The sequence below is a fragment of the Mycoplasmopsis synoviae ATCC 25204 genome (assembly GCF_000969765.1).
Lineage (GTDB): Bacteria > Bacillota_I > Bacilli_A > Mycoplasmatales > Metamycoplasmataceae > Mycoplasmopsis > Mycoplasmopsis synoviae.
This window is the reverse complement of record NZ_CP011096.1, coordinates 292,984-316,748: the sequence shown is the minus strand read 5'-3', so window position 1 is coordinate 316,748 and position 23,765 is coordinate 292,984. Positions and strand designations below refer to the sequence as shown.

The 23,765-nt window shown below is 33.9% G+C and carries 16 protein-coding genes and 3 pseudogenes; all 19 read left to right on the top strand.

Annotated features, from left to right (window positions below; translation table 4 throughout):
• The first annotated feature begins 1 nt into the window (after position 1).
• The 19 genes and pseudogenes from VY93_RS01450 (at position 2) to VY93_RS04145 (ending at position 23,740) form a co-directional block, all read left to right on the top strand.
• Positions 2–1,960: a hypothetical protein gene (locus tag VY93_RS01450; RefSeq protein WP_169743361.1), complete on the top strand. Its 1,959-nt coding sequence runs from the start codon at positions 2–4 to the stop codon at positions 1,958–1,960.
• A 23-nt stretch (positions 1,961–1,983) separates the two neighbouring features.
• Positions 1,984–3,012, top strand: a complete 1,029-nt coding sequence (locus VY93_RS04245; protein ID WP_223211481.1) for a hemagglutinin — start codon at positions 1,984–1,986, stop codon at positions 3,010–3,012.
• A 479-nt stretch (positions 3,013–3,491) separates the two neighbouring features.
• Positions 3,492–3,965, top strand: a complete 474-nt coding sequence (locus tag VY93_RS01440) for a hypothetical protein (RefSeq protein ID WP_046128340.1) — start codon at positions 3,492–3,494, stop codon at positions 3,963–3,965.
• 45 nt (positions 3,966–4,010) lie between these two features.
• Positions 4,011–6,053 (top strand): hypothetical protein, encoded by a 2,043-nt coding sequence (locus tag VY93_RS04365; RefSeq protein ID WP_046128339.1) that lies wholly within the window; start codon positions 4,011–4,013, stop codon positions 6,051–6,053.
• Positions 6,054–6,076: 23 nt separating this feature from the next.
• Positions 6,077–7,141, top strand: coding sequence for a hemagglutinin (locus VY93_RS04325; protein ID WP_223211475.1), 1,065 nt, complete (start codon positions 6,077–6,079; stop codon positions 7,139–7,141).
• A 166-nt stretch (positions 7,142–7,307) separates the two neighbouring features.
• Positions 7,308–8,044 (top strand): annotated as a pseudogene (locus tag VY93_RS04615) (hemagglutinin); the annotation flags it as partial.
• 54 nt (positions 8,045–8,098) lie between these two features.
• Positions 8,099–10,177, top strand: a complete 2,079-nt coding sequence (locus VY93_RS01420) for a hypothetical protein (RefSeq protein ID WP_046128337.1) — start codon at positions 8,099–8,101, stop codon at positions 10,175–10,177.
• Positions 10,178–10,440: 263 nt separating this feature from the next.
• Positions 10,441–10,884 (top strand): hypothetical protein, encoded by a 444-nt coding sequence (locus tag VY93_RS01415; RefSeq protein ID WP_046128323.1) that lies wholly within the window; start codon positions 10,441–10,443, stop codon positions 10,882–10,884.
• 46 nt (positions 10,885–10,930) lie between these two features.
• Positions 10,931–12,817 (top strand): hypothetical protein, encoded by a 1,887-nt coding sequence (locus tag VY93_RS01410; RefSeq protein ID WP_046128336.1) that lies wholly within the window; start codon positions 10,931–10,933, stop codon positions 12,815–12,817.
• Positions 12,818–13,687: 870 nt separating this feature from the next.
• A pseudogene (locus tag VY93_RS04675) lies at positions 13,688–14,245 on the top strand (hypothetical protein); the annotation flags it as partial.
• Positions 14,246–14,299: 54 nt separating this feature from the next.
• Positions 14,300–14,728: a hypothetical protein gene (locus VY93_RS01400; RefSeq protein ID WP_027332503.1), complete on the top strand. Its 429-nt coding sequence runs from the start codon at positions 14,300–14,302 to the stop codon at positions 14,726–14,728.
• Positions 14,729–16,714: pseudogene (locus VY93_RS04610) on the top strand (hypothetical protein).
• 23 nt (positions 16,715–16,737) lie between these two features.
• Positions 16,738–17,361 (top strand): hypothetical protein, encoded by a 624-nt coding sequence (locus VY93_RS04315; protein WP_027332505.1) that lies wholly within the window; start codon positions 16,738–16,740, stop codon positions 17,359–17,361.
• A 636-nt stretch (positions 17,362–17,997) separates the two neighbouring features.
• Complete coding sequence (locus VY93_RS04310; RefSeq protein WP_408633533.1) at positions 17,998–19,149, top strand: hemagglutinin; 1,152 nt, start codon at positions 17,998–18,000, stop codon at positions 19,147–19,149.
• A gap of 53 nt (positions 19,150–19,202) precedes the next feature.
• Complete coding sequence (locus tag VY93_RS01380; protein ID WP_052717816.1) at positions 19,203–20,165, top strand: hypothetical protein; 963 nt, start codon at positions 19,203–19,205, stop codon at positions 20,163–20,165.
• Between the two features lie 439 nt (positions 20,166–20,604).
• Entirely contained in the window at positions 20,605–20,811 is a 207-nt protein-coding gene (locus tag VY93_RS04670; RefSeq protein ID WP_052717814.1) for a hypothetical protein, read from the top strand.
• A gap of 207 nt (positions 20,812–21,018) precedes the next feature.
• A complete protein-coding gene (locus VY93_RS04665; RefSeq protein WP_052717812.1) occupies positions 21,019–21,612 on the top strand; it encodes a hypothetical protein in 594 nt (197 codons plus the stop codon).
• Positions 21,613–21,638: 26 nt separating this feature from the next.
• Entirely contained in the window at positions 21,639–22,742 is a 1,104-nt protein-coding gene (locus tag VY93_RS01370; protein ID WP_117274813.1) for a hemagglutinin, read from the top strand.
• Positions 22,743–22,771: 29 nt separating this feature from the next.
• Positions 22,772–23,740: a hemagglutinin gene (locus VY93_RS04145; protein ID WP_223211472.1), complete on the top strand. Its 969-nt coding sequence runs from the start codon at positions 22,772–22,774 to the stop codon at positions 23,738–23,740.
• Positions 23,741–23,765: the final 25 nt, after the last annotated feature.

The following is a 23,765-nucleotide window of genomic DNA, read 5'->3' as shown; positions in this document are numbered from 1 at the left end:
TTTGTGGTTTACAAGCGGATCGGTTACTGCTGCTAAAGCAGTTAAAGAAGATGCTGAATACTCAAAAGTAACAGATACTACTCATAAAACTACTTTAGAAGCAAAATTAACAGCAGCAGCTGGTTTTCTAACAGAAGGTTCAAAACTTGCAAATCTAAATGCTGATGGAACTTTAGCAACTACTCAAGCTTCATTAGAATCTGCAAAAACAGCTCTAGATGCAGCAGTTGCAGCAGTTAAACCAGATCTTGACTTCCAAAAAACAAAAACTAGCGCTGCAGCTAAAGTTATAGAACTTGACGCTCTTGTTAATACAGCTTTAAAAGATGAATTACAAAGACAAGTTAATGCTTTAACTAAAGATCACGCCGCTCAAGCTACAACAATGTTAGCTAACCTAACATCATTAAAAGAATCATTAGAATCTCTTCAAACTTTAGTATCAGATGGTCTAAAAATGCAAGTGGATTATCCACAAAAATACTACGATGCTGACAATAAAGAAGCATTCGATGCAGCTTTACTAAAAGCTTCATCAGTGTTTCCTGCATTCCAATGAACAGCTCAATCAATTATGGTTCCTACTCCAGAAGGAGGCGCTTTACCAAACCCTAGAGCTTGAACCAAAGCTAGAGACAAATCAGAATTCAAACTACAAAACTTTGTAATGGCTCCAGCTCAAGCAGCTACACCATCAGCAACAGAACCTGCAGCAGCTGAATCAGCTTCAGCTACAGTTAGAGTTGCAATGTCAGGAGAAGCAGAAGGTGAAGAAGAAGCTGCAGCAGAAGCAGAAACTCAACCAGCAGCACCAACACCAGCAGCTGATTTAGCATCAACAGTTTCTTACTTAAAATCATTAAATGACACTTTAAAAGCTGCTACTGATGCACTTAACGGTGATAACCCTACAACCAAAACTGCTTACTATAAAGTTGACGCTGATCGTACACTATACTGAGACGGGTTTATGCCTAAAATAGTAGTGCAAAGTTATGAAGCAGATGGTGAAGAAAAAGGTAAAGCAACTCACGAAGATGCAAATAAAACAAAACTACAAGAGTGATTTGATACTCCTGCTAATTGAGAAAAACTTTCAGAACAGTTAACCAAAAAACTAGGTTCTGATAAATTTAAAAATGTAGTTTTAACATCTCCAATGGTTAGCTATGAAGAAGTAACTGTTAATTCAAATGCTTGAAAAAATCCAAAAGTTACCTTCACAGTAGAGGCAAAACCTGGTTATGAATTAACACAACCTACAACAGATCCTAAACAAATCTCTCTAACTATTAGAGTTCTTTATTCATCTCAGGAATCTAACCAAAACCTACTTACTATTCAAGGAGCTTCATCTTCAGCAGCTCCTAGAAATGCTACCGTTAATGATGCAAATGTAAAAGCAAATGCTAATGTGTATTTAAACTACACCGGGCCAAGCATTGTCTTAGATGCAGATCTACCAACAGTAGGCGGAGAAGAAAATACTTCAATTAACGGAACCTCAAATGTTACAGGTGCATTTAACACTGCATTTAGAGGAAATCCATCTAAAGGACTGCTATTTACCAATAGATATGTAAATCCTTTATTGAAGTCTGTAATTAACTATGTTAATAAATTCGATCCAAAATATAGAGCTCAATTTGTAACAAATTCAATAAACGGAGTTACTATAACTAAAGTTGAAAAAATAAAAGAGCTAAGACCTGGAACTTTAGACGATTTAGATAAGAACAACGTATTCTTACAGCAAATCCAAGGAGATACTGAAGCAGTATATTTTGCAGTAACAGCTGTAGCAAGCAATAATTGATTAAATACCTTCCTAATTAGAATTCCTTTGACTAAATTTGTTAGACCTATTACACCATTTAGAGCACCAGCAGCTCCAGCTCAATCTCAAGGCGGACAAACTGAAACTTCACAACCAGCACAAAGAACAGGACAAAGCCAATAATAAAACCAAAAACATGCCTCAAAATGTTACTAATATACTGAGACGGGTTTATGCCTAAAATTGTGCTAGATAATTTTGATTCAGGTTGAACAAATGATTTAGACAACCAAAATAAAATTAAAGCTTGATTTGGTGAAGCAGAAAACTGAGAAGGTTTATCTGATCAACTAACTAAAAAGCTTGGAACAGAAAGATTTAAAAACGTTGTTCTTTCAAATCCAACAATTAGTGTTGAAACCGTAACGCTTTCAAGTGGAAGCGTTAAATTTCCTAAGGTAACCTTTAGAGTGGCAGCTAAAGATGGTTACCAATTAGCAAGTGGAGAAGGAACAACAACTACCTTAGAATTAAAAATAAGGGTTTTATATAGCTCAAGTAATCCAAACACTCTTTTACTTCCATATCAAGGAGCTTCTCCTTCTGCAGCGCCAGCTGGTTCAACGCCATCTAATAATGCCGCAGTAATTAGAGACGTAAACGTTTATATGAACTACACCGGGCCAAATATTGAGTTAGATGCAGATCTACCAAGAGTAGGCGAACAAGAAAATACTTCAATTAACGGAACTTTAAATGTAGATGGTGACTTTAACACTAAATTCAAAAAATTATTAGTAAACGTAGTAGGGGAGAGTATCACTCAAACTTCATTATTACAAGCAATAATTAACTACGTTAATAAATTTGACCCTAAATTTCCAGCTGAATTTGTATTAAAAACAAACGGAGTTGCTTTAACTAGCGTTCAAAGCGGCACACAACTTAAAATAGGAAGTTTAAACGATTTCCTATACAATAACAAAGGATTCTTACAACAAGTTAATGGAGACTCAAGCGCAGTATATTTTGCAGTTACTGCAATAGCAAGCAATAATTGATTAAATACATTCTTAATTAGAATACCTTTAACTAAATTTGTTAAACCTGTTACTGCGTTTATGCCAGCTGCCCCTATAGCTCCAGCTCAACAAGAATCTCAAGAAAATACTCAAACAACACAAGGTTCACAACAAGCTCCAGAAGGTGGATCTTCAACATCAGGAACAGGTTAATCACAACAAGCTACAAGTTAATAATAAAACCAAAAACATGCCCAAAATATTTAAATTTTTAAAGTTATTGCTCAAAGGATTTAAAAATATATACAAATAGATGCAAAAATATAATTTGCGTACAAAGATGGTTTATATTTTTGAAATTTTTCAAAATTAATATTTAGCTAAAAAAACTTAAAAACTGATCAGCTCAAGCAGCTACTCCAACAACAACGCAAACTTCACCTAGCGCGGCAACATCAGCTACAGTTAGACTTGCAACAGAAGAAACAAGTACAAACTCAGGAGAATCATCACCTTCACTAACTCCTGAAGCATCAACTCCAACAGCTGATTTAGCATCAACAGTTTCTTATCTAAAAACCTTAGATACAGATCTTAAAGCGCAAACTGCAGCACTAAATGGTGATACTACAACTAATAAGACAGCATACTACAAACTAGTTGACGGTCGTACACTATACTGAGACGGGTTTATGCCTAAAATAGTTGTAGATGATTACGTAGCAAATACTACTGAAGATAATAAAGAAGAAATCAAAGAAGCAAATAAAACAAAACTACAAAACTGATTTAAGGCTCCTGCTAATTGAGAAAAACTTTCAGAACAGTTAACCAAAAAACTAGGTGCTGATAAATTTAAAAATGTAGTTTTAACATCTCCAATGGTTAGCTATGAAGAAGTAACTGTTAATACAAATACTTGAAAAAATCCGAAAGTTACCTTTAACATTCAAGCAAAACCGGGTTACCAATTAACAGAGCCAACAACAGAAGAAAGTCAAATTTCACTTTCTATTAGAGTTCTTTATTCATCTCAGGAATCTAACCAAAACCTACTTACTATTCAAGGAGCTTCTCCTACTGCAGCTCCTAATAACACAAGAAATGCCAATGACGAAACAACTAAAAAAACAGTTAATGTTTATTTAAACTACACCGACATTTAATTAAGTTTAAAAAATAAATTTAGTTTTATTTTTAACTTAATTTTTTTGTGGTTTACAAGCGGATCGGTTACTAAAGCTAAGGAAGTTAAAGAAGATGCTGAATACTCAAAAGTAACAGATGCTACTCATAAAACTACTTTAGAAGAAAAATACACAGCAGCAACTGATTTTCTAACAGAAGATTCAAAACTTGCAAATCTAGATGCTTCAAGTAATTTAGACACAACAAAAGCTACATTAGAATCTGCAAAAACAGCTCTAGATGCAGCAGTTGCAGCAGTTAAACCAGATCTTGACTTCCAAAAAACAAAAACCAGCGCTGCAGCTAAAGTTACAGAACTTGAATCTCTTGTTAATACAGCTTTAAAAGCTGAACTACAAAGACAAGTTAATGAATTAACAAAAGAACAAGCTGCTCAAGCTACAACAATGTTAGAAAACCTAACATCATTAAAAGATTCTCTAACATCACTTCAAGATCTAGTTTCTAAAGGTCTTGTAATGCAAGTGGACTACCCAAGAAACTACTATGATGCAGATAACAAAGCAGATTTCGATGCAGCGCTACTTAAAGCTTCATCAGTGTTTCCTGCATTCCAATGAACAGCTCAATCAATTATGGTTCCTACTCCAGAAGGAGATGCGCTTCCAAACCCTAGAGCTTGAACCAAAGCTAGAGATAAATCAGAATTCAAACTACAAAACTTTGTAATGGCTCCAACTCAAGCAGCTACTCCAACAACAACGCAAACTTCACCTAGCGCGGCAACATCAGCTACAGTTAGAGTTGCAAATGGTGAAGCAGCTTCAGCAGCTGGCGCAGCATCAAGAGAAGCACAAACAACTCCTGCACCAGCTCCAATGGCTGATTTAGCATCAACAGCATCTTATCTAAAATCATTAAATGACACTTTAAAAGCAGCTACTGATGCACTTAACGGTGATAACCCAACAGAAAAAACAGCATACTACAAACCAGTTGACGGTCGTACACTATACTGAGACGGGTTTATGCCTAAAATAGTAGTGCAAGATTACCAAGCAGATGGTTACGACGTAGCAGATGGTCAAGGAAACAATAGAACAGCTCAAGAAAAAGCAAATAAAACAAAACTAGAAGCTTGATTTAGAGAAGAGTCAAACTGAACAGGACTAGAAGACCAGCTAACAAAAAAATTAGGTGAAGAAAAATTCAAGAATATGACTTTATCAAATCCTACAATTTCTTGAGATGAAGTTAGATTTTCTAATAGAGGTTCTAATAAAGGTTATTTAACCCCAAAAGTTACTTTCAATCTAGCAGCAAAAGATGGATATACTCTAGCAGAAGAATCAGCAGCTACTGTAACTCTTACAATAAGAGTTTTATATAAAGATTCAAATCTAACTAGAAATGTGCTTTCAACACAAGGAGCTTATTATACTGCAACTCCTAGTGATAATGCAACCACAATTGAAAAAGTTAACGTTTACTTAAACTACACCGGGCCTTCTATAGTTTTAGATCAAGCAGTTCCTGCAGTAGGTACTGCAAATAATACTTCACTAAATGGAACATCAAACGTTACAGATAAAGACTTTAATGATAAATTCAAAAAATTATTAGTAAGCGTATTAAGGAGGGGTCACGCTGAATCTTCATTATTCCAAGCGGTAATTAACTACGTTAATAAATTTGACCCTAAATTTAGAGCTGCATTTGTAACAAATGGAACAAACGGAGTTACTATAACTAAAGTTGAAAAAACAAAAGAGCTAAGACCTGGAACTTTAGACGATTTAGTAAAAAATAGGAACAACGTATTCTTACAACAAATCCAAGGAGACACTAAAGCAGTGTATTTACCAGTTACTGCAATAGCAAGCAATAATTGATTAAACACCGTACTTGTAAGAATTCCATTAACTAAATTCGTAAGACCTATAAGCGTATTAGAAGCACCACAGCAAGAAGAAACTCAAGAAGATGGCGAAGAAATGCAACAAGGTAACCAAGACGGAACTCAAGCAGGTCAAACTGATGAAACAGCAGGATCAGGAACACCTCAAGCATCATCACCACAAACCATGCCAAATTCAAGCCAATAATAAAACCAAAAACATACCCCAAAATGTTAGCGCTATACTGAGACGGGTTTATGCCTAAAATTGTAGTTGAAGGTTACGTAGCAAGTGATGATGCAAGGGTTGATGAAAAAACTCACGAAGATGCAAATACAAAATTATTGCAACAATGATTTGATACTCCTGCTAATTGAGAAAAACTTTCAGAACAGTTAACCAAAAAACTAGGTGCTGATAAATTTAAAAATGTAACTCTTTCATCTCCAAAAGTTACTTATGAAACTATATCAACAGGTAAAAATGTAAAAATTCCTAAAGTAACCTTTACACTTCAAGGTAAAGAAGGATATAACCTTCAAATTGATAATGGAGCTAGCCAATCGCTAACTCTATTAATTAGAGTGCTATACACCAGTGCTGATGCAACTGAAAACGCACTTAGATATCAAGGAGCTTCATCTTCAACAGCGCCAGGAAGTCCAACAGTTAATGATGCTAACGTAAAAGCAAAAGTTAATGTTTATTTAAATTACACCGGGCCTTCTATAGTTTTAGATGAAGCCCTTCCTACAGTAGGCGGAAAAGAAAATACTTTAATTAATGGTACTTCAAATGTTGAAGGAACCTTTAACGATAAATTCAAAAAATTATTAGTAAACGTAGTAGGGGAGAATATCACTCAAACTTCATTATTACAAGCAATAATTAACTACGTTAACAAATTTGACCCTAAATTTCCAGCTTCATTTGTATTAAAAACAAACGGAGTTGCTATAGCTAGCGTTCAAAACAACACACAACTTAGAATAGGAAGTTTAAACGATTTCCTATGAAATAAAAAAGGATTCTTACAACAAGTTAATGGAGACTCAAGCGCAGTATATTTTGCAGTTAACGGTGTAACCAGCCAAGGTTGATTAAATACTTTCCTAATTAGAATTCCTTTAACAAAATTTGTTAAACCTTTAACAGAATTCAGGCCTACAACTCATACAAGCCCTTCTAGCGATACTCAACAAGAACAAACTGAACAAACTGGTGGGAATCAAGATGCATCAGGTGGAGCTTCTGAATCAGGAACAGCAAGCCAACCACAACAAGCTGCAAGTTAATAATAAAACCAAAAACATGCCCCAAAATATTTAAATTTTTAAAGTTATTGCTCAAAGGATTTAAAAATATATATAAATAGATGCAAAAATATAATTTATGTGCAAAAATGGTTTATATTTTTGAAATTTTTCAAATTTAATATTTATCTAAAAACACAAAAACTAACCAGCTCAAGCAGCTGCACCAACACCAACAGAACCTGCACCAGCTGCAGTCGCTTCAGCTACAGTTAGAGTTGCAAATGGTGAAACAACTTCAGCTGATGGCGCAGCATCAGAAGATGCACAAGCACCACAAGCACCTGCAACTCCTGATTTAGCATCAACAGTTTCTTATCTAAAAACCTTAGATACAGATCTTAAAGCGCAAAATGCAGCACTAAATGGTGATAACCCAACAGAAAAAACAGCATACTACAAACCAGTTGACGGTCGTACACTATACTGAGACGGGTTTATGCCTAAAATAGTGCTTGAAGGTTTTGATTCAAGTTGAGCACAAAATACAGCCAACCAAAATAAAATTAGAGAATGATTTGCGACAGCATCAAACTGAGCAGGTTTATCTGATCAACTAACTAAAAAGCTTGGAGTAGAAAGATTTAAAAACGTTGTTCTTTCAAATCCACAAATTATTTTTGAAGACGTAAGGCTTTTAACTCGTGGAAGCGTTAAGTTTCCTAAGGTAACCTTTACAGTAGCTGCTAAAGATGGTTACCAATTAGCAAGTGGAGAAGGAACTTCAACTACCTTAGAATTAAAAATAAGGGTTTTATATAGCTCAAGTAATCCAAACACTCTTTTACTTCCATATCAAGGAGCTTCTCCTTCTGCAGTGCCAAGTGGTTCATCAGTTGATGATGATAACGTAAAAGCTAAAGTTATGTGTATTTAAACTACACCGACATTTAATTAAATTTAAAAAACAAACTTGCTTTTATTTTTAGGTTAATTTTTTTGTGGTTTATAATCGGATCGGTTACTAAAGCTAAAGAAGCTAAAAATGATGCTGAATACTCAAAAGTAACAGATACTACTCATAAAACTACTTTAGAAGAAAAATACACAGCAGCAACAGCATTACTAGAAGGTGAAACAAAACTTGCAAATCTAAATGCTGATGGAACTTTAGCAACTACTCAAGCTTCATTAGAATCTACAAAAACAGCTCTAGATGCAGCAGTTGATGCAGTTAAACCAGATCTTGACTTCCAAAAAACAAAAACTAGCGCTACAGCTAAAGTTACAGAACTTGAATCTCTTGTTAATACAGCTTTAAAAACTGAACTACAAAGACAAGTTGATGCTTTAACTAAAGATCATGCAACTGAAGCTACAACAATGTTAGCTAACCTAACATCATTAAAAGAATCATTAGAATCTCTTCAAACTTTAGTATCAGATGGTCTAAAAATGCAAGTGGACTACCCAAGAAACTACTATGACGCAGATAACAAAAGCGCATTTGACGATGCATTATTAAAAGCTTCATCAGTGTTTCCTGCATTCCAATGAACTACAGATTCAATTGTAGTTCCTGCTCCAGAAGGAGACGCGCTTCCAAACCCTAGAGCTTGAACCAAAGCTAGAGACAAATCAGAATTCAAACTACAAAACTTTGTAATGGCTCCAGCTCAAGCAGCTGCTACAACAGCTCCAACAGAAAGTGGAAGCGGAGATGGAAGTGGAGGAGGAACATCAGCCGTAGCATCAGCTACAGTTAGAGTTGCAATGTCAGAAGAAGCTGCAGCAGAAGCAGAAACTCAAACACCAGCACCAACACCAGCAGCTGATTTAGCATCAACAGCATCTTATCTAAAATCATTAAGTGACAGCTTAAAAGATGAAACCGATAAGTTAAATGGTGATACTACAGCTAATAAGACAGCTTACTATAAAGCAGATGCCGGTCGTACACTATACTGAGACGGGTTTATGCCTAAAATAGTAGTGCAAGATTACCAAGCAGATGGTTACGTAGCAGATGATCAAGGAAACAATAGAGCAGAACACGAAGCTGCAAATCAAAAAAAACTAGAAGCTTGATTTAAAGCAAATCAAGACAAATTTACTTTAGTAGCTGACCAATTAACAAGAAAATTAGGTGAAGAAAAATTCAAGAATATGACTTTATCAAATCCTACAATTTCTTGAGATGAAGTTAGATTTTCTAATAGAGGTTCTAATAAAGGTTATTTAACCCCAAAAGTTACTTTCAATCTAGCAGCAAAAGATGGATATACTCTAGCAGAAGAATCAGCAAATACTGTAACTCTTACAATAAAAGTTTTATATAAAGATTCAAATTTAACTAGAAATGTGCTTTCAACACAAGGAGCTTATTATACTGCAACTCCTAGTGATAATGCAACCACAATTGAAAAAGTTAACGTTTACTTAAACTACACCGGGCCTTCTATTGTTTTAGATGAAGCCCATCCTACAGTAGGCGAAAAAGAAAATACTTCAATTAATGGTACTTCAAATGTTAAAGGAACCTTTAACGATAAATTCAAAAAATTATTAGTAAACGTAGTAGGGGGGAGTTTCACTCAAACTTCATTATTACAAGCAATAATTAACTACGTTAACAAATTTGACCCCAAATTTAGAGCTGCATTTGTAACAGAAAAAAACGGAGTTGCTTTAACTAGCGTTCAAAGCGGCACACAACTTAGAATAGGAAGTTTAAACGATTTCCTATACAATAACAAAGGATTCTTACAACAAGTTAATGGAGACTCAAGCGCAGTATATTTTGCAGTTACTGCAATAGCAAGCAATAATTGATTAAATACCTTCCTAATTAGAATTCCTTTAACTAAATTTGTAAGACCTATTACACCATTTACAGCATCAGCAGTAATGATTCCTACTACTGAGGACTCTCAAGAAGAATCTGGAGAAAATTCTAGCCAAGCTGATAACACAGAGCAAAACGCAGAAAATCAAGAAGATGGACAATCAGGCGGAGAAGCTACTGAAACACAAGAAGCTCAAGGAGATTCAGCTTCACAATCATCACCACAAACTTAATAATAATAAAACCAAAAACATGCCCCAAAATGTTTTAATTAATTTAAGTTAAAAACTATTTTATTTTTTAAATAAAAAAATGTTTTAAAAAATAAGAACATAAAGCAAACACATTAGGTGGATATGATTTTTGAAATAAAAGAAACGCATTAATATTAACTACATGATTTGCAGCAAAATTTAAATATCTCAATTAAAAATTAATTCAAAAATATAAACCAAATTTAGGTTTAATTATTAACAAAATATACTGAGACGGGTTTATGCCAAAAATTACTCTTGAAAGTTTTACTGCATCGCAAGCAAATGTAGAAGATAATAAATCAAAACTTCAAACATGATTTAATACTAAAGCAAATTGAAGCAATCTAGAAGATCAACTTGTTAAAAAACTAGGAAGTGAGAAATTTAAAAACGTTAAACTAACCAATCCACAAGTAGATTGAAACATAGTAAATAGCAACCAATATAGACCTAAAGTTACCTTTGATGTAGCCCAAAAAGAAGGTTATGAATTGCAAAGCGGAAGTGAATTTTCACAAAGTCTTACAATGGTTATAAGAGTTTTATATACAACTCAATCACCTAATGCAAACGTTTTACAAATGCAAGGAGCTTCATCTTCAGCAGCGCCAGAAAATCCAACAGTTAATGATGCTAACGTAAAAGCAAAAGTTAATGTTTATTTAAACTACACCGACATTTAATTAAGTTTAAAAAATAAATTTAGTTTTATTTTTAACTTAATTTTTTTTGCAGTTTATAAGCGGATCGGTTACTAAAGCTAAAGAAGCTAAAAAAGATGCTGAATACTCAAAAGTAACAGATACTACTCATAAAACTACTTTAGAAGAAAAATACACAGCAGCAACAGCATTACTAGAAGATGGATCAAAACTTAAAAATCTAGATGCTTCAAGTAATTTAGACACAACAAAAGCTACATTAGAATCTGCAAAAACAGCTCTAGATGCAGCAGTTGCAGCAGTTAAACCAGATCTTGACTTCCAAAAAACAAAAACCAGCGCTGCAGCTAAAGTTACAGAACTTGAATCTCTTGTTAATACAGCTTTAAAAGATGAATTACAAAGACAAGTTAATGAATTAACAAAAGAACAAGCTGCTCAAGCTACAACAATGTTAGAAAACCTAACATCATTAAAAGAATCACTAGAATCTCTTCAAACTTTAGTATCAGATGGTCTAAAAATGCAAGTGGATTATCCACAAAAATACTACGATGCTGACAATAAAGAAGCATTCGATGCAGCTTTACTAAAAGCTTCATCAGTGTTTCCTGCATTCCAATGAACAGAGGATTCAATTGTAGTTCCTGCTCCAGAAGGAGATGCGCTTCCAAACCCTAGAGCTTGAACCAAAGCTAGAGATAAATCAGAATTCAAACTACAAAACTTTGTAATGGCTCCAACTCAAGCAGCTGCACCAACACCAACAGAACCTGTACCAGCTGCAGCCGCTTCAGCTGCAGTTAGAGTTGCAATGTCAGAAGAAGCAGAAACTCAACCAGCAGCACCAACACCAGCAGCTGATTTAGCATCAACTGCTTCTTATCTAAAATCATTAAATGACACTTTAAAAGCTGCTACTGATGCACTTAACGGTGATAACCCAACAGAAAAAACAGCATACTACAAACCAGTTGACGGTCGTACACTATACTGAGACGGGTTTATGCCTAAAATTGTGCTAGATAATTTTGATTCAAGTTGAGCACAAAATTCAGAAAACGAAAGAAAAATTAGAGATTGATTTAGAGAAGCATCAAACTGAGCAGGACTATCAGATCAACTAACTAAAAAGCTTGGAGCAGAAAGATTTAAAAACGTTGTTCTTTCAAATCCACAAATTATTTTTGAAGACGTAAGGCTTTTAACTAGTGGAAGCGTTAAGTTTCCTAAGGTAACCTTTACAGTAGCTGCTAAAGATGGTTACCAATTAGCAAGTGGAGAAGGAACAACAACTACCTTAGAGTTAAAAATAAGAGTTTTATATAGCTCAAGTGATCCAAACGCTCTTTTACTTCCATATCAAGGAGCTTCACCTTCAGCAGCGCCAAGTAATTCATCAGTTGATGATGCTAACGTAAAAGCAAAAGTTAATGTGTATTTAAACTACACCGGACCAGCAATTATGTTAAACGCTGATCTACCAACAGTAGGCGGACAAGAAAATACTTCAATTAACGGAACCTCAAATGTAAATGGTGACTTTAACACTAAATCCAAAGAATTATTAGTAAGAGATAACGCTCAAACTTCATTATTCCAAGCGGTAATGAATTATGTAAATAAATTTGATGTTAAATATCCAGCTAATCCAATAAGTGAGCAAAAAAATGGAGTTACTTGAGCTAAATTAGATAATAACGCGTTAAGAGTTGCAAACCTTGATGATGCTGAACCAGTTTACTTACAACAAGTTAACCAAGACACAAACGCTGTATACTTTGCAGTTAACGGTGTAGGTAACAACAAATGATTAAATACTTTCCTAATTAGAATTCCATTAACTAAATTTGTTAAACCTTTAACAGAATTCAGACCTACAACTCCTACAAGGCCTTCTAGCGATACTCAACAACAAGGAACTGCTCAAACTCAAAGTAATCAAGGTTCATAATAATAAAACCAAAAACATGCCCTAAAATGTTTAAGTTTTTAAGATTATTGTTCAAAGGATTTAAAAATATATATAAATAGATGCAAAAATATAATTTATGTGCAAAAATGGTTTATATTTTTGAAATTTTTTAAATTTAATATTTAGCTAAAAAAACTTAAAAACTAACCAGCTCAAGCAGCTCCTGCAACTCAAAGTGATTCAGCTGCAACTGCAGCCGCTTCAGCTACAGTTAGACTTGCAACAGGAACAGAAGAAGCAGCAGAAGATTCAGAATCATCAGAAGCTCAAACAGCTCCAATGGCTGATTTAGCATCAACAGCATCTTATCTAAAATCATTAAGTGACAGCTTAAAAGATGAAACCGATAAGTTAAATGGTGATACTACAGCTAATAAAACAGCTTACTATAAAGCTGATACTACTCGTACACTATACTGAGACGGGTTTATGCCTAAAATAGTTGTAGATGATGGTTACGTAGAAGATACTGAAGAAAATAATAAGGAAAATAACAAAAATACAAATCAACAAAAACTAGAAGCTTGATTTAAAGCAAATCAAGACAAATTTACTTTAGTAGCTGACCAATTAACAAGAAAATTAGGTTCTGATAAATTTAAAAATGTAACTCTAACAAATCCTCAAGTTAGCTATGAAGAAGTAACTGTTAATTCAAATACTTGAAAAAATCCAAAAGTTACCTTTAACATTCAAACAAAACCGGGTTACCAGTTAACAGAGCCTACAACAGAAGAAAGTCAAATTTCACTTTCTATTAGAGTTCTTTATTTATCTCAGGAATCTAACCAAAACCTACTTACTATTCAAGGAGCTTCTCCTACTGCAGCGCCAAGTGGTTCATCAGTTGATGATGCTAAAGTAAAAGCTAAAGTTAACGTTTATATGAACTACACCGGGCCAAATATTGTCTTAGATGCAGATCTACCAACAGTAGGTGGAAAAGAAAATACTTCAATTAATGGTACTTCAAATGTTGAAGGAACCTTTAACGATAAATTCAAAGAACTATTAGTCGATAATAATCGAGTGCCAAGAGAATTTCTTAGCACAGTTATAAACTATGTTAATAAATTTGACCCTAAATTTAGAGCTCAACTTGTAACAAGTATAAACGGAGTTGCTATAACTAGTGTTCAAAGCAAAAAAGAACTTAGAATAGGAAGTTTAAACGATTTCCTATACGATAACAAAGTGTTTTTACAACAAGTTAATGGAGACTCAAGCGCAGTATATTTTGCAGTTAACGGTGTAACTAGCCAAGGTTGATTAAATACTTTCTTAATTAGAATTCCTTTAACTAAATTTGTAAGACCTTTAACAGCATTTACTGCTCCTCCAGCTTCGGCTCCTACTCAAACAGATTCTGGAACAGGTGCACAAACTCAACCAGAAGCACAAAGCTAATAATAAAACCAAAAACATGCCCCCAAAATGTTTTCTTAATACTGAGACGGGTTTATGCCGAAAATTGTGCTAACTGATTTTGATAAAAATTGAGAACAAAATTCAGAAAACGAAAGAAAAATTAGAGAATGATTTGATAATGCAGTAAACTGAGCAGGACTATCAGATCAACTAACTAAAAAACTTGGAGCAGAAAGATTTAAGAACGTAAAGCTTACTTTCAAAGAAGCTAGCTTTAGTGGTGATGATATTAAAACTCCAACTGTAAAATTTACAGTTGAAGCAAAAGATGGCTACACTCTTGATAATTCAGCAAATGAAATTAGCCTTGTTGTTAGAGTCTTATATAACCGTGGAAGTGAAAGCACAATCCAGCTTCCTACACAAGGAGCTTCTCCTTCTGCAGCGCCAGGAAGTCCAACAGTTAATGATGCTAACGTAAAAGCTAAAGTTAATGTTTACTTAAACTACACCGACATTTAATTAAGTTTAAAAAATAAATTTAGTTTTATTTTTAACTTAATTTTTTTGCAGTTTACAAGCGGATCGGTTACTAAAGCTAAGGAAGTTAAAGAAGATGCTGAATACTCAAAAGTAACAGATACTACTCATAAAACTACTTTAGAAGCAAAATTAACAGCATCAGCTGGTTTTATAACAGAAGATTCAAAACTTAAAAACCTAGATGCTTCAAGTAATTTAGACACAACAAAAGCTACATTAGAATCTGCAAAAACAGCTCTAGATGCAGCAGTTGCAGTAGTTAAACCAGATCTTGACTTCCAAAAAACAAAAACTAGCGCAGCAGCTAAAGTTACAGAACTTGAATCTCTTGTTAATACAGCTTTAAAAGCTGAACTACAAAGACAAGTTGATGCTTTAACTAAAGATCATGCAACTGAAGCTACAACAATGTTAGCTAACCTAACATCGTTAAAAGAATCATTAGAATCTCTTCAAACTTTAGTATCAGATGGTCTAAAAATGCAAGTGGATTATCCACAAAAATACTACGATGCTGACAATAAAGAAGCATTCGATGCAGCTCTACTAAAAGCTTCATCAGTGTTTCCAGCATTCCAATGAACAGCTCAATCAATTATTGTAGAAACTCCTGAAGGTCAACTTCCAAACCCTAGAGCAGGAACCAAAGCTAGAGACAAATCAGAATTTAAACTACAAAACTTCGTAATAGCTCCAGCTCAAGCAGCTCCTGCAACTCAAAGTGATTCAGGTGCAGCTACAGCCGCTTCAGCTACAGTTAGAGTTGCAATGTCAGAAGAAGCTGCAACAGAAGCAGAAACTCAAACACCAGCAGCTCCAATGGCTGATTTAGCATCAACAGTTTCTTATCTAAAATCATTAAACGATACTTTAAAAGCAGCTACTGATGCACTTAACGGTGATAACCCAACAGAAAAAACAGCATACTACAAACCAGTTAACGGTCGTACACTATACTGAGACGGGTTTATGCCTAAAATAGTAGTGCCAGGTTATGAAGCAGATGGTGAAGGAAATGGTAAAGCAACTCACGAAACTACAAATCAACAAAAACTACAACAATGATTTGCAACCGAAAGTAATTGAGAAAAATTATCAGAACAGTTAACCAAAAAACTAGGTTCTGATAAATTTAAAAATGTAACTCTAACAAATCCTCAAGTTAGCTATGAAGAAGTAACTGTTAATTCAAATACTTGAAAAAATCCGAAAGTTACCTTTAACATTCAAGCAAAACCGGGTTACCAGTTAACAGAGCCTACAACAGATCCTAAACAAATCTCTCTAACTATTAGAGTTCTTTATTCATCTTAGGAATCTAACCAAAACCTACTTACTATTCAAGGAGCTTCATCTTCAGCAGCACCTAGAGGAGCTACCGTTAATGATCCAAATGTAAAGTCAAAAGTTAATGTGTATTTAAACTACACCGGGCCAAGCATTGTCTTAGATGCAGATCTACCAACAGTAGGCGGACAAGAAAATACTTCAATTAATGGTACTTCAAATGTTACAGGTGCATTTAACACCGCATTTAGAGGAAATCCATCTAGTGGACTGCTATTTACTAATAGATATCCAAATCCTTTATTAAAGTCTGTAATTAACTATGTTAATAAATTCGATCCAAAATATAGAGCTATATTTGTAACAAATTCAAAAAACGGAGTTACTATAACTAAAGTTCAAAGTGACACACAACTTAGACCTGGAACTTTAGACGATTTACTAAACAATAAGAACATCGTATTCTTACAACAAATAAAAGGTGATACAGAGGCGGTGTATTTTGCAGTTTCTGCAATAGCAAGCAATGGATGATTAAATACCTTCCTAATTAGAATACCCTTAACTAAATTTGTTAGACCTATTACACCATTTAGAGCACCAGCAGCTCCAGCTCAATCTCAAGGCGGACAAACTGAAACTTCACAACCAGCACAAAGAACAGGACAAAGCCAATAATAAAACCAAAAACATGCCCCAAAATGTTAGCGCTATACTGAGACGGGTTTATGCCGAAAATTGTGCTAACTGATTTTGATAAAAATTGAGAACAAAATTCAGAAAACGAAAGAAAAATTAGAGAATGATTTGATAATGCAGTAAACTGAGCAGGACTATCAGATCAACTAACTAAAAAACTTGGAGCAGAAAGATTCAAAAACGTAAAGTTAACTTATAAAGAAGTTACCTTTAGTACTAATGCTGTTAAAACTCCAACTGTAAAATTTACAGTTGCAGCAAAAGAAGGATACACTCTTGATAATTCAGCAAATGAAATTAGCCTTGTTGTTAGAGTCTTATATAACCATGATAATGAAAGCACAATACAGCTTCCTACACAAGGAGCTTCATCTTCAGCAGTTCCAAATAGAGCAAGTAGTCCAAACGACGAAACAACAATAAAAACTGTTAATGTTTACTTAAACTATACCGGGCCAAATATTGAATTAGATGCAGAGCTGCCACAAGTAGGATCTCAAGATAATACTTCAATTAACGGAACTTCAAGTGTAACAGGTGACTTTAACGATAAATTCAAAAAATTATTAGTAAGCGTATTAAGGAGGGGGCCACGCTGAATCTTCATTATTCCAAGCAATAATTAACTACGTTAACAAATTTGACCCTAAATTTAGAGCTGAATTTGTAACAGATGCAAGAGACGGAGTTACTATAACTAAAGTTCAAAAAGATAAACAAAAAAGAGATAGAGAACTTAGACCTGGAACTTTAGACGATTTAGATAAGGACAACGTATTCTTACAACAAATCCAAGGAGATACTGAAGCAGTATATTTTGCAGTAACAGCTGTAGCAAGCAATAGATGATTAAATACCTTCCTAATTAGAATTCCTTTAACAAAATTTGTAAGACCTTTAACTGAATTCCAAGCTCAAAGCTCACCAACAACTGGAACAAATTCGGGTTCAAAGTAATAATAAAACCAAAAACATGCCCTAAAATTTTTAGTTATTGTTCACTTATTATAAAAACACGCAAAATTAATTTATTTTTTTAATTAATGTACAAATACTTATAGTTTTTTTGATTTTTATCAAATGCATTTTTTTATTTAAAATCAAATCAAAAATTAACTTAAAAATACAAAAAGGCTCCAGCTCAAGCAGCTGCACCAACAACAACGCAAAGTTCACCTAGAGCGGCAGCATCAGCTACAGTTAGACTTGCAAATGGTGAAGCAGCTTCACCAGAAACTCAACCAGCAGCTCCAATGGCTGATTTAGCATCAACAGCATCTTATCTAAAATCATTAAGTGACAGCTTAAAAGCTGAAACCGATAAGTTAAATGGTGATACAACCGAAAATAAAACAGCTTACTATAAAGTAGATACCGGTCGTACACTATACTGAGACGGGTTTATGCCTAAAATTGTAGTGCAAGGTTACGTAGCAGATACTACTGGAAGTAGTAAAGATACTAACGAAAATGCAAATAGACCATTACTACAACAGTGATTTGAAGCTAACCAAGATAAACTAAGTCTTGTAGCAGATCAGCTTACAAAAAAACTAGGTTCTGATAAATTTAAGAATGTAGTTTTAACATCTCCAATGGTTAGCTATGAAGATACATCAAGTAATACTAGAGTACCTAAAGTAACCTTTACTTTACAAGGTAAAGAAGGTTACGAACTTCAAACCACAGATGGCGCAAGTGCTACTTTATCACTTTCAATTAGAGTGTTATATACAAGTGAAAATTCAACTCAAAACGTACTTAGATACCAAGGCGCATCTTCTTCAGCTGCTCCAAATAGAGCAAGTAATCCAAACAATGCAACTACTATTAAAGATGTTAACGTTTATCTTAACTACACCGGGCCAAATATTGAGTTAAATGCAGAAGCTCCTACAGTAGGATCTCAAGATAATACTTCAATTAACGGAACCTCAAATGTAGATGGTGACTTTAACACTAAATTCAAAAACTTATTAGTAAACGTAGTAGGGGGGGATCACGCTGAATCTTCATTATTCCAAGCAATAATTAACTACGTTAATAAATTCGATCCAAAATATAGAGCTGCATTTGTAACAAATTCAAGAGACGGAGTTACTATAACTAAAGTTCAAAACACAAAAGAGCTTAGACCTGGAACTTTAGACGATTTACTAAGCAATAAGAACAAAGTATTCTTACAACAAATAAAAGGCGATACAGAAGCAGTGTATTTTGCAGTTACTGCAATAGCAAGCAATAATTGATTAAATACCTTCCTAATTAGAATTCCATTAACAAAATTTGTAAGACCTATAAGCGTACTTGAAGAACAAAGCGCTCAAGATCAAACTCCAGAAGCTTCACAACAAGCTCCAGAAGGTGGATCTTTAGCATCAGGAACAGCTCCAACAGAAGGAACTCAAAGTTAATAATAAAACCAAAAACATGCCCTAAAATGTTTTCTTAATACTGAGACGGGTTTATGCCTAAAATTGTAGTGCAAAGTTATGAAGCAGATGGTGAAGAAAAAGGTAAAGCAACTCACGAAGAAGCAAATAAAACAAAACTAGAAGCTTGATTTTCCAACTCTGCTAACTGAGCAGGACTAGAAGACCAGCTTACAAAGAGATTAGGTTCAGATAAGTTTAAAAACGTTAAGCTTACATATAGAAGCATTACATTAACAGATTTTACTGCAGGTAAAGGAGTAACCCGTTGATATCCTACCGTTAAATTTAGCGTAAAAGCTAAAGATGATTATGCTTTAGATTCTACTTCAACAAGTGAGCTTGATATTGTAGTCAGAGTGCTATATAAAAGCGCAAAAGCCAACGCTGATAATGTCTTTACACACGAAGGAGCTTCACCTTCAGCAGCGCCAAAAAATACAAAGACACCAAATGATCCTAAGGTTATAAAAAACGTTAATGTGTATCTTAACTACACCGGGCCAAATATTGAGTTAGATCAAGCAGTTCCTGCAGTAGGTACTGCAGCTAATACTTTAATTAATGGTACTTCAAATGTTACAGGTGCATTTAACACCGCATTTAGAGGACTGCTATTTACTAAAAGACTAGTAAATCCTTTAATGCAGTCTGTAATTAACTACGTTAACAAATTTGACCCTAAATTTAGAGCTGCATTTGTAACAAATGCAACAAACGGAGTTGCTTTAACTAAAGTTCAAAAAGATAGACAAAAAAAAGATAGAGAACTTAGACCAGGAAATTTAGAAGATTTACTATACAATAACAACGTGTTTTTACAACAAATGAAAAATGATACTGAAGCAGTGTATTTTGCAGTAACTGCAATAGCAAGCAATAATTGATTAAACACCGTACTTGTAAGAATTCCTTTAACTAAATTTGTAAGACCTATAAGCGTACTTGAAGAACAAAGCGCTCAAGATCAAACTCCAGAAGCTTCACAACAAAGTTAATAATAATAAAACCAAAAACATGCCCCAAAATGTTTAAGTTTTTAAGATTATTGTTCAAAGGTTTTAAAAATATATTCAAATAGATAGAAAAAATATAATTTATGTGCAAAAATGGTTTATATTTTTGAAATTTTTCAAATTTAATATTTAGCTAAAAAAACTTAAAAATTAACCAGCTCAAGCAGCTACTGAAGAATCAAGTGATTCAGGTGCACCTGAATCAACTTCAGCTACAGTTAGAGTTGCAAATGCTGAAGCTGCTTCACCAGAAACTCAACTAGCAGCTCCATCAGCTGATTTAGCATCAACAGCATCTTATCTAAAATCATTAAACGATACTTTAAAAGCAGCTACTGATGCACTTAACGGTGATAACCCAACAGAAAAAACAGCATACTACAAACCAGTTAACGGTCGTACACTATACTGAGACGGGTTTATGCCTAAAATTGTAGTGCCAGGTTATGAAGCAGATGGTTACGTAGCAGATACTACTGAAGATAATAAAGATACTAACGAAGCTGCAAATCAAAAAAAACTAGAAGCTTGATTTACCAACTCTGCTAACTGAGCAGGACTAGAAGACCAGCTAACAAAAAAATTAGGTGAAGAAAATTTCAAAAATATGACTTTATCAAATCCTTAAATTTCTTGAGATGAAGTTAAATTTTCTAATAAAGGTTCTAATAAAGGTTATTTAACCCCAAAAGTAACTTTTAACTTAACTCCAAAAAACGGTTATACCTTAGCTGATAATTCAGAAAATACAGTTACACTAACTATTAGAAATCTATACAAAGAAGCTAATTCAGATACAAATGTATTTGCAACTCAGGGAGCTTCTCCTTCTGCAGTGCCAAATGGTGCAAATACAGCTGACCATGCTAAAACCATTAAAGATGTTAACGTTTACCTAAACTACACCGGGTCAAATATTGAATTAGATGCAGATCTACCAAGAGTAGGCGAACAAGAAAATACTTCACTAAATGGAACCTCAAATGTAGATGGTGACTTTAACACTAAATTCAAAAAATTATTAGTAAACGTAGTAAAGGAGGGTCACGCTGAATCTTCATTATTCCAAGCGGTAATTAACTATGTAAATAAATTCGATCCAAAATATAGAGCTGAATTTGTAACAAATTCAAGAGACGGAGTTACTATAACTAAAGTTCAAAGTGACACACAACTTAGACCTGGAACTTTAGACGATTTAAATAAGAACAACGTATTCTTACAGCAAATCCAAGGAGATACTGAAGCAGTGTATTTTGCAGTAACTGCAATAGCAAGCAATAGTTGATTAAATACCTTCTTAATTAGAATACCTTTAACTAAATTTGTTAAACCTTTAACAGAATTCAGACCTACAACTCCTACAAGCCCTTCTAGCGATACTCAACAACAAGGAACTGCTCAAACTCAAAGTAATCAAGGTTCATAATAATAAAACCAAAAACATGCCCCAAAATGTTACTAATATACTGAGACGGGTTTATGCCTAAAATAGTTATAGATGATTACGTAGCAGATGGTTACGACGTAGCAAATAATGCCGAAAACAATAGAGCACAACACGAAGCTGCAAATAGACCATTACTAGAACAGTGATTTAAAGTTAACCAAGATAAATTAAGCCTTGTAGCAGAGCAGCTAACAAAAAAATTAGGTGAAGAAAAATTCAAGAATATGACTTTATCAAATCCTACAATTTCTTGAGATGAAGTTAGATTTTCTAAAGGAAATGTTACTAAACTTTATTTAACCCCAAAAGTTACTTTCAATCTAGCAGCTAAGGAAGGATATGCTTTAGCACAAGATTCAGCTACTAGCGTAACTCTTACTATAAGAGTTTTATACAAAGATTCAAATCCTGAAGTAAATGTGTTTCAAACTCAAGGGTCATCACCTTCAGCAACGCCAAATGGTGCAAATAGTGCAAACCATGCTCAAACTATTAAAGATGTTAACGTTTACCTAAACTACACCGGGTCAAATATTGAATTAGATGCAGATCTACCAAGAGTAGGCGAACAAGAAAATACTTCACTAAATGGAACCTCAAATGTAGATGGTGACTTTAACACTAAATTCAAAAAATTATTAGTAAACGTAGTAAAGGAGGGTCACGCTGAATCTTCATTATTCCAAGCAATAATTAACTATGTTAATAAATTTGACCCTAAATTTAGAGCTCAATTTGTAACAAATTCAATAAACGGAGTTACTATAACTAAAGTTCAAAACACAAAAGAGCTAAGACCTGGAACTTTAGACGATTTACTAAAAAATAGGAACAACGTATTCTTACAACAAATGAAAAATGATACAAAAGCAGTGTATTTTGCAGTAACTGCAATAGCAAGCAATGGATGATTAAATACTTTCTTAATTAGAATTCCTTTAACTAAATTTGTTAAACCTTTAAGCGTATTTACAGCACCAGTAGTAACTCCTCCTGCAGAAGAAGCTACTGGAGGAAGTCAAACTCAAGAAGCAAGATTACAACCAGCTGGATATAGTAATTCAGATTCATCTGGATCTACAGAACAAACACCACCAAGTACAACTTAATAATAATAAAACCAAAAACATGCCTCAAAATGTTACTAATATACTGAGACGGGTTTATGCCTAAAATAGTTGTAGATGATGGTTACGTAGAAGATACTGAAGAAAATAATAAGGAAAATAACAAAAATACAAATCAACAAAAACTAGAAGCTTGATTTAAAGCAAATCAAGACAAATTTACTTTAGTAGCTGACCAATTAACAAGAAAATTAGGTTCTGATAAATTTAAAAATGTAACTCTAACAAATCCTACAATTTCTTGAGATGAAGTTAGATTTTCTAAAGGAAATGTTACTAAACTTTATTTAACCCCAAAAGTTACTTTCAATCTAGCAGCTAAGGAAGGATATGCTTTAGCACAAGATTCAGCTACTAGCGTAACTCTTACTATAAGAGTTTTATACAAAGATTCAAATCCTGAAGTAAATGTGTTTCAAACTCAAGGGTCATCACCTTCAGCAACGCCAAATGGTGCAAATAGTGCAAACCATGCTCAAACTATTAAAGATGTTAACGTTTACCTAAACTACACCGGGCCAAATATTGAGTTAAATGCAGAGCTTCCTAAAGTAGGATCTCAAGAAAATACTTCACTAAATGGAACCTCAAATGTAGATGGTGACTTTAACACTAAATTCAAAAAATTATTAGTAAACGTAGTAAAGGAGGGTCACGCTGAATCTTCATTATTCCAAGCAATAATTAACTACGTTAATAAATTTGACCCTAAATTTAGAGCTCAATTTGTAACAAATTCAATAAACGGAGTTACTATAACTAAAGTTCAAAACACAAAAGAGCTAAGACCTGGAACTTTAGACGATTTAGTAAAAAATGATAGGGACAACGTATTCTTACAACAAATGAAAAATGATACTGAAGCAGTATACTTTGCAGTTTCTGCAATAGCAAGCAATGGATGATTAAATACCTTCTTAATTAGAATTCCATTAACAAAATTTGTTAAACCTTTAACAGAATTCCAAGCTCAAAGCTAATAATAAAACCAAAAACATACCCCAA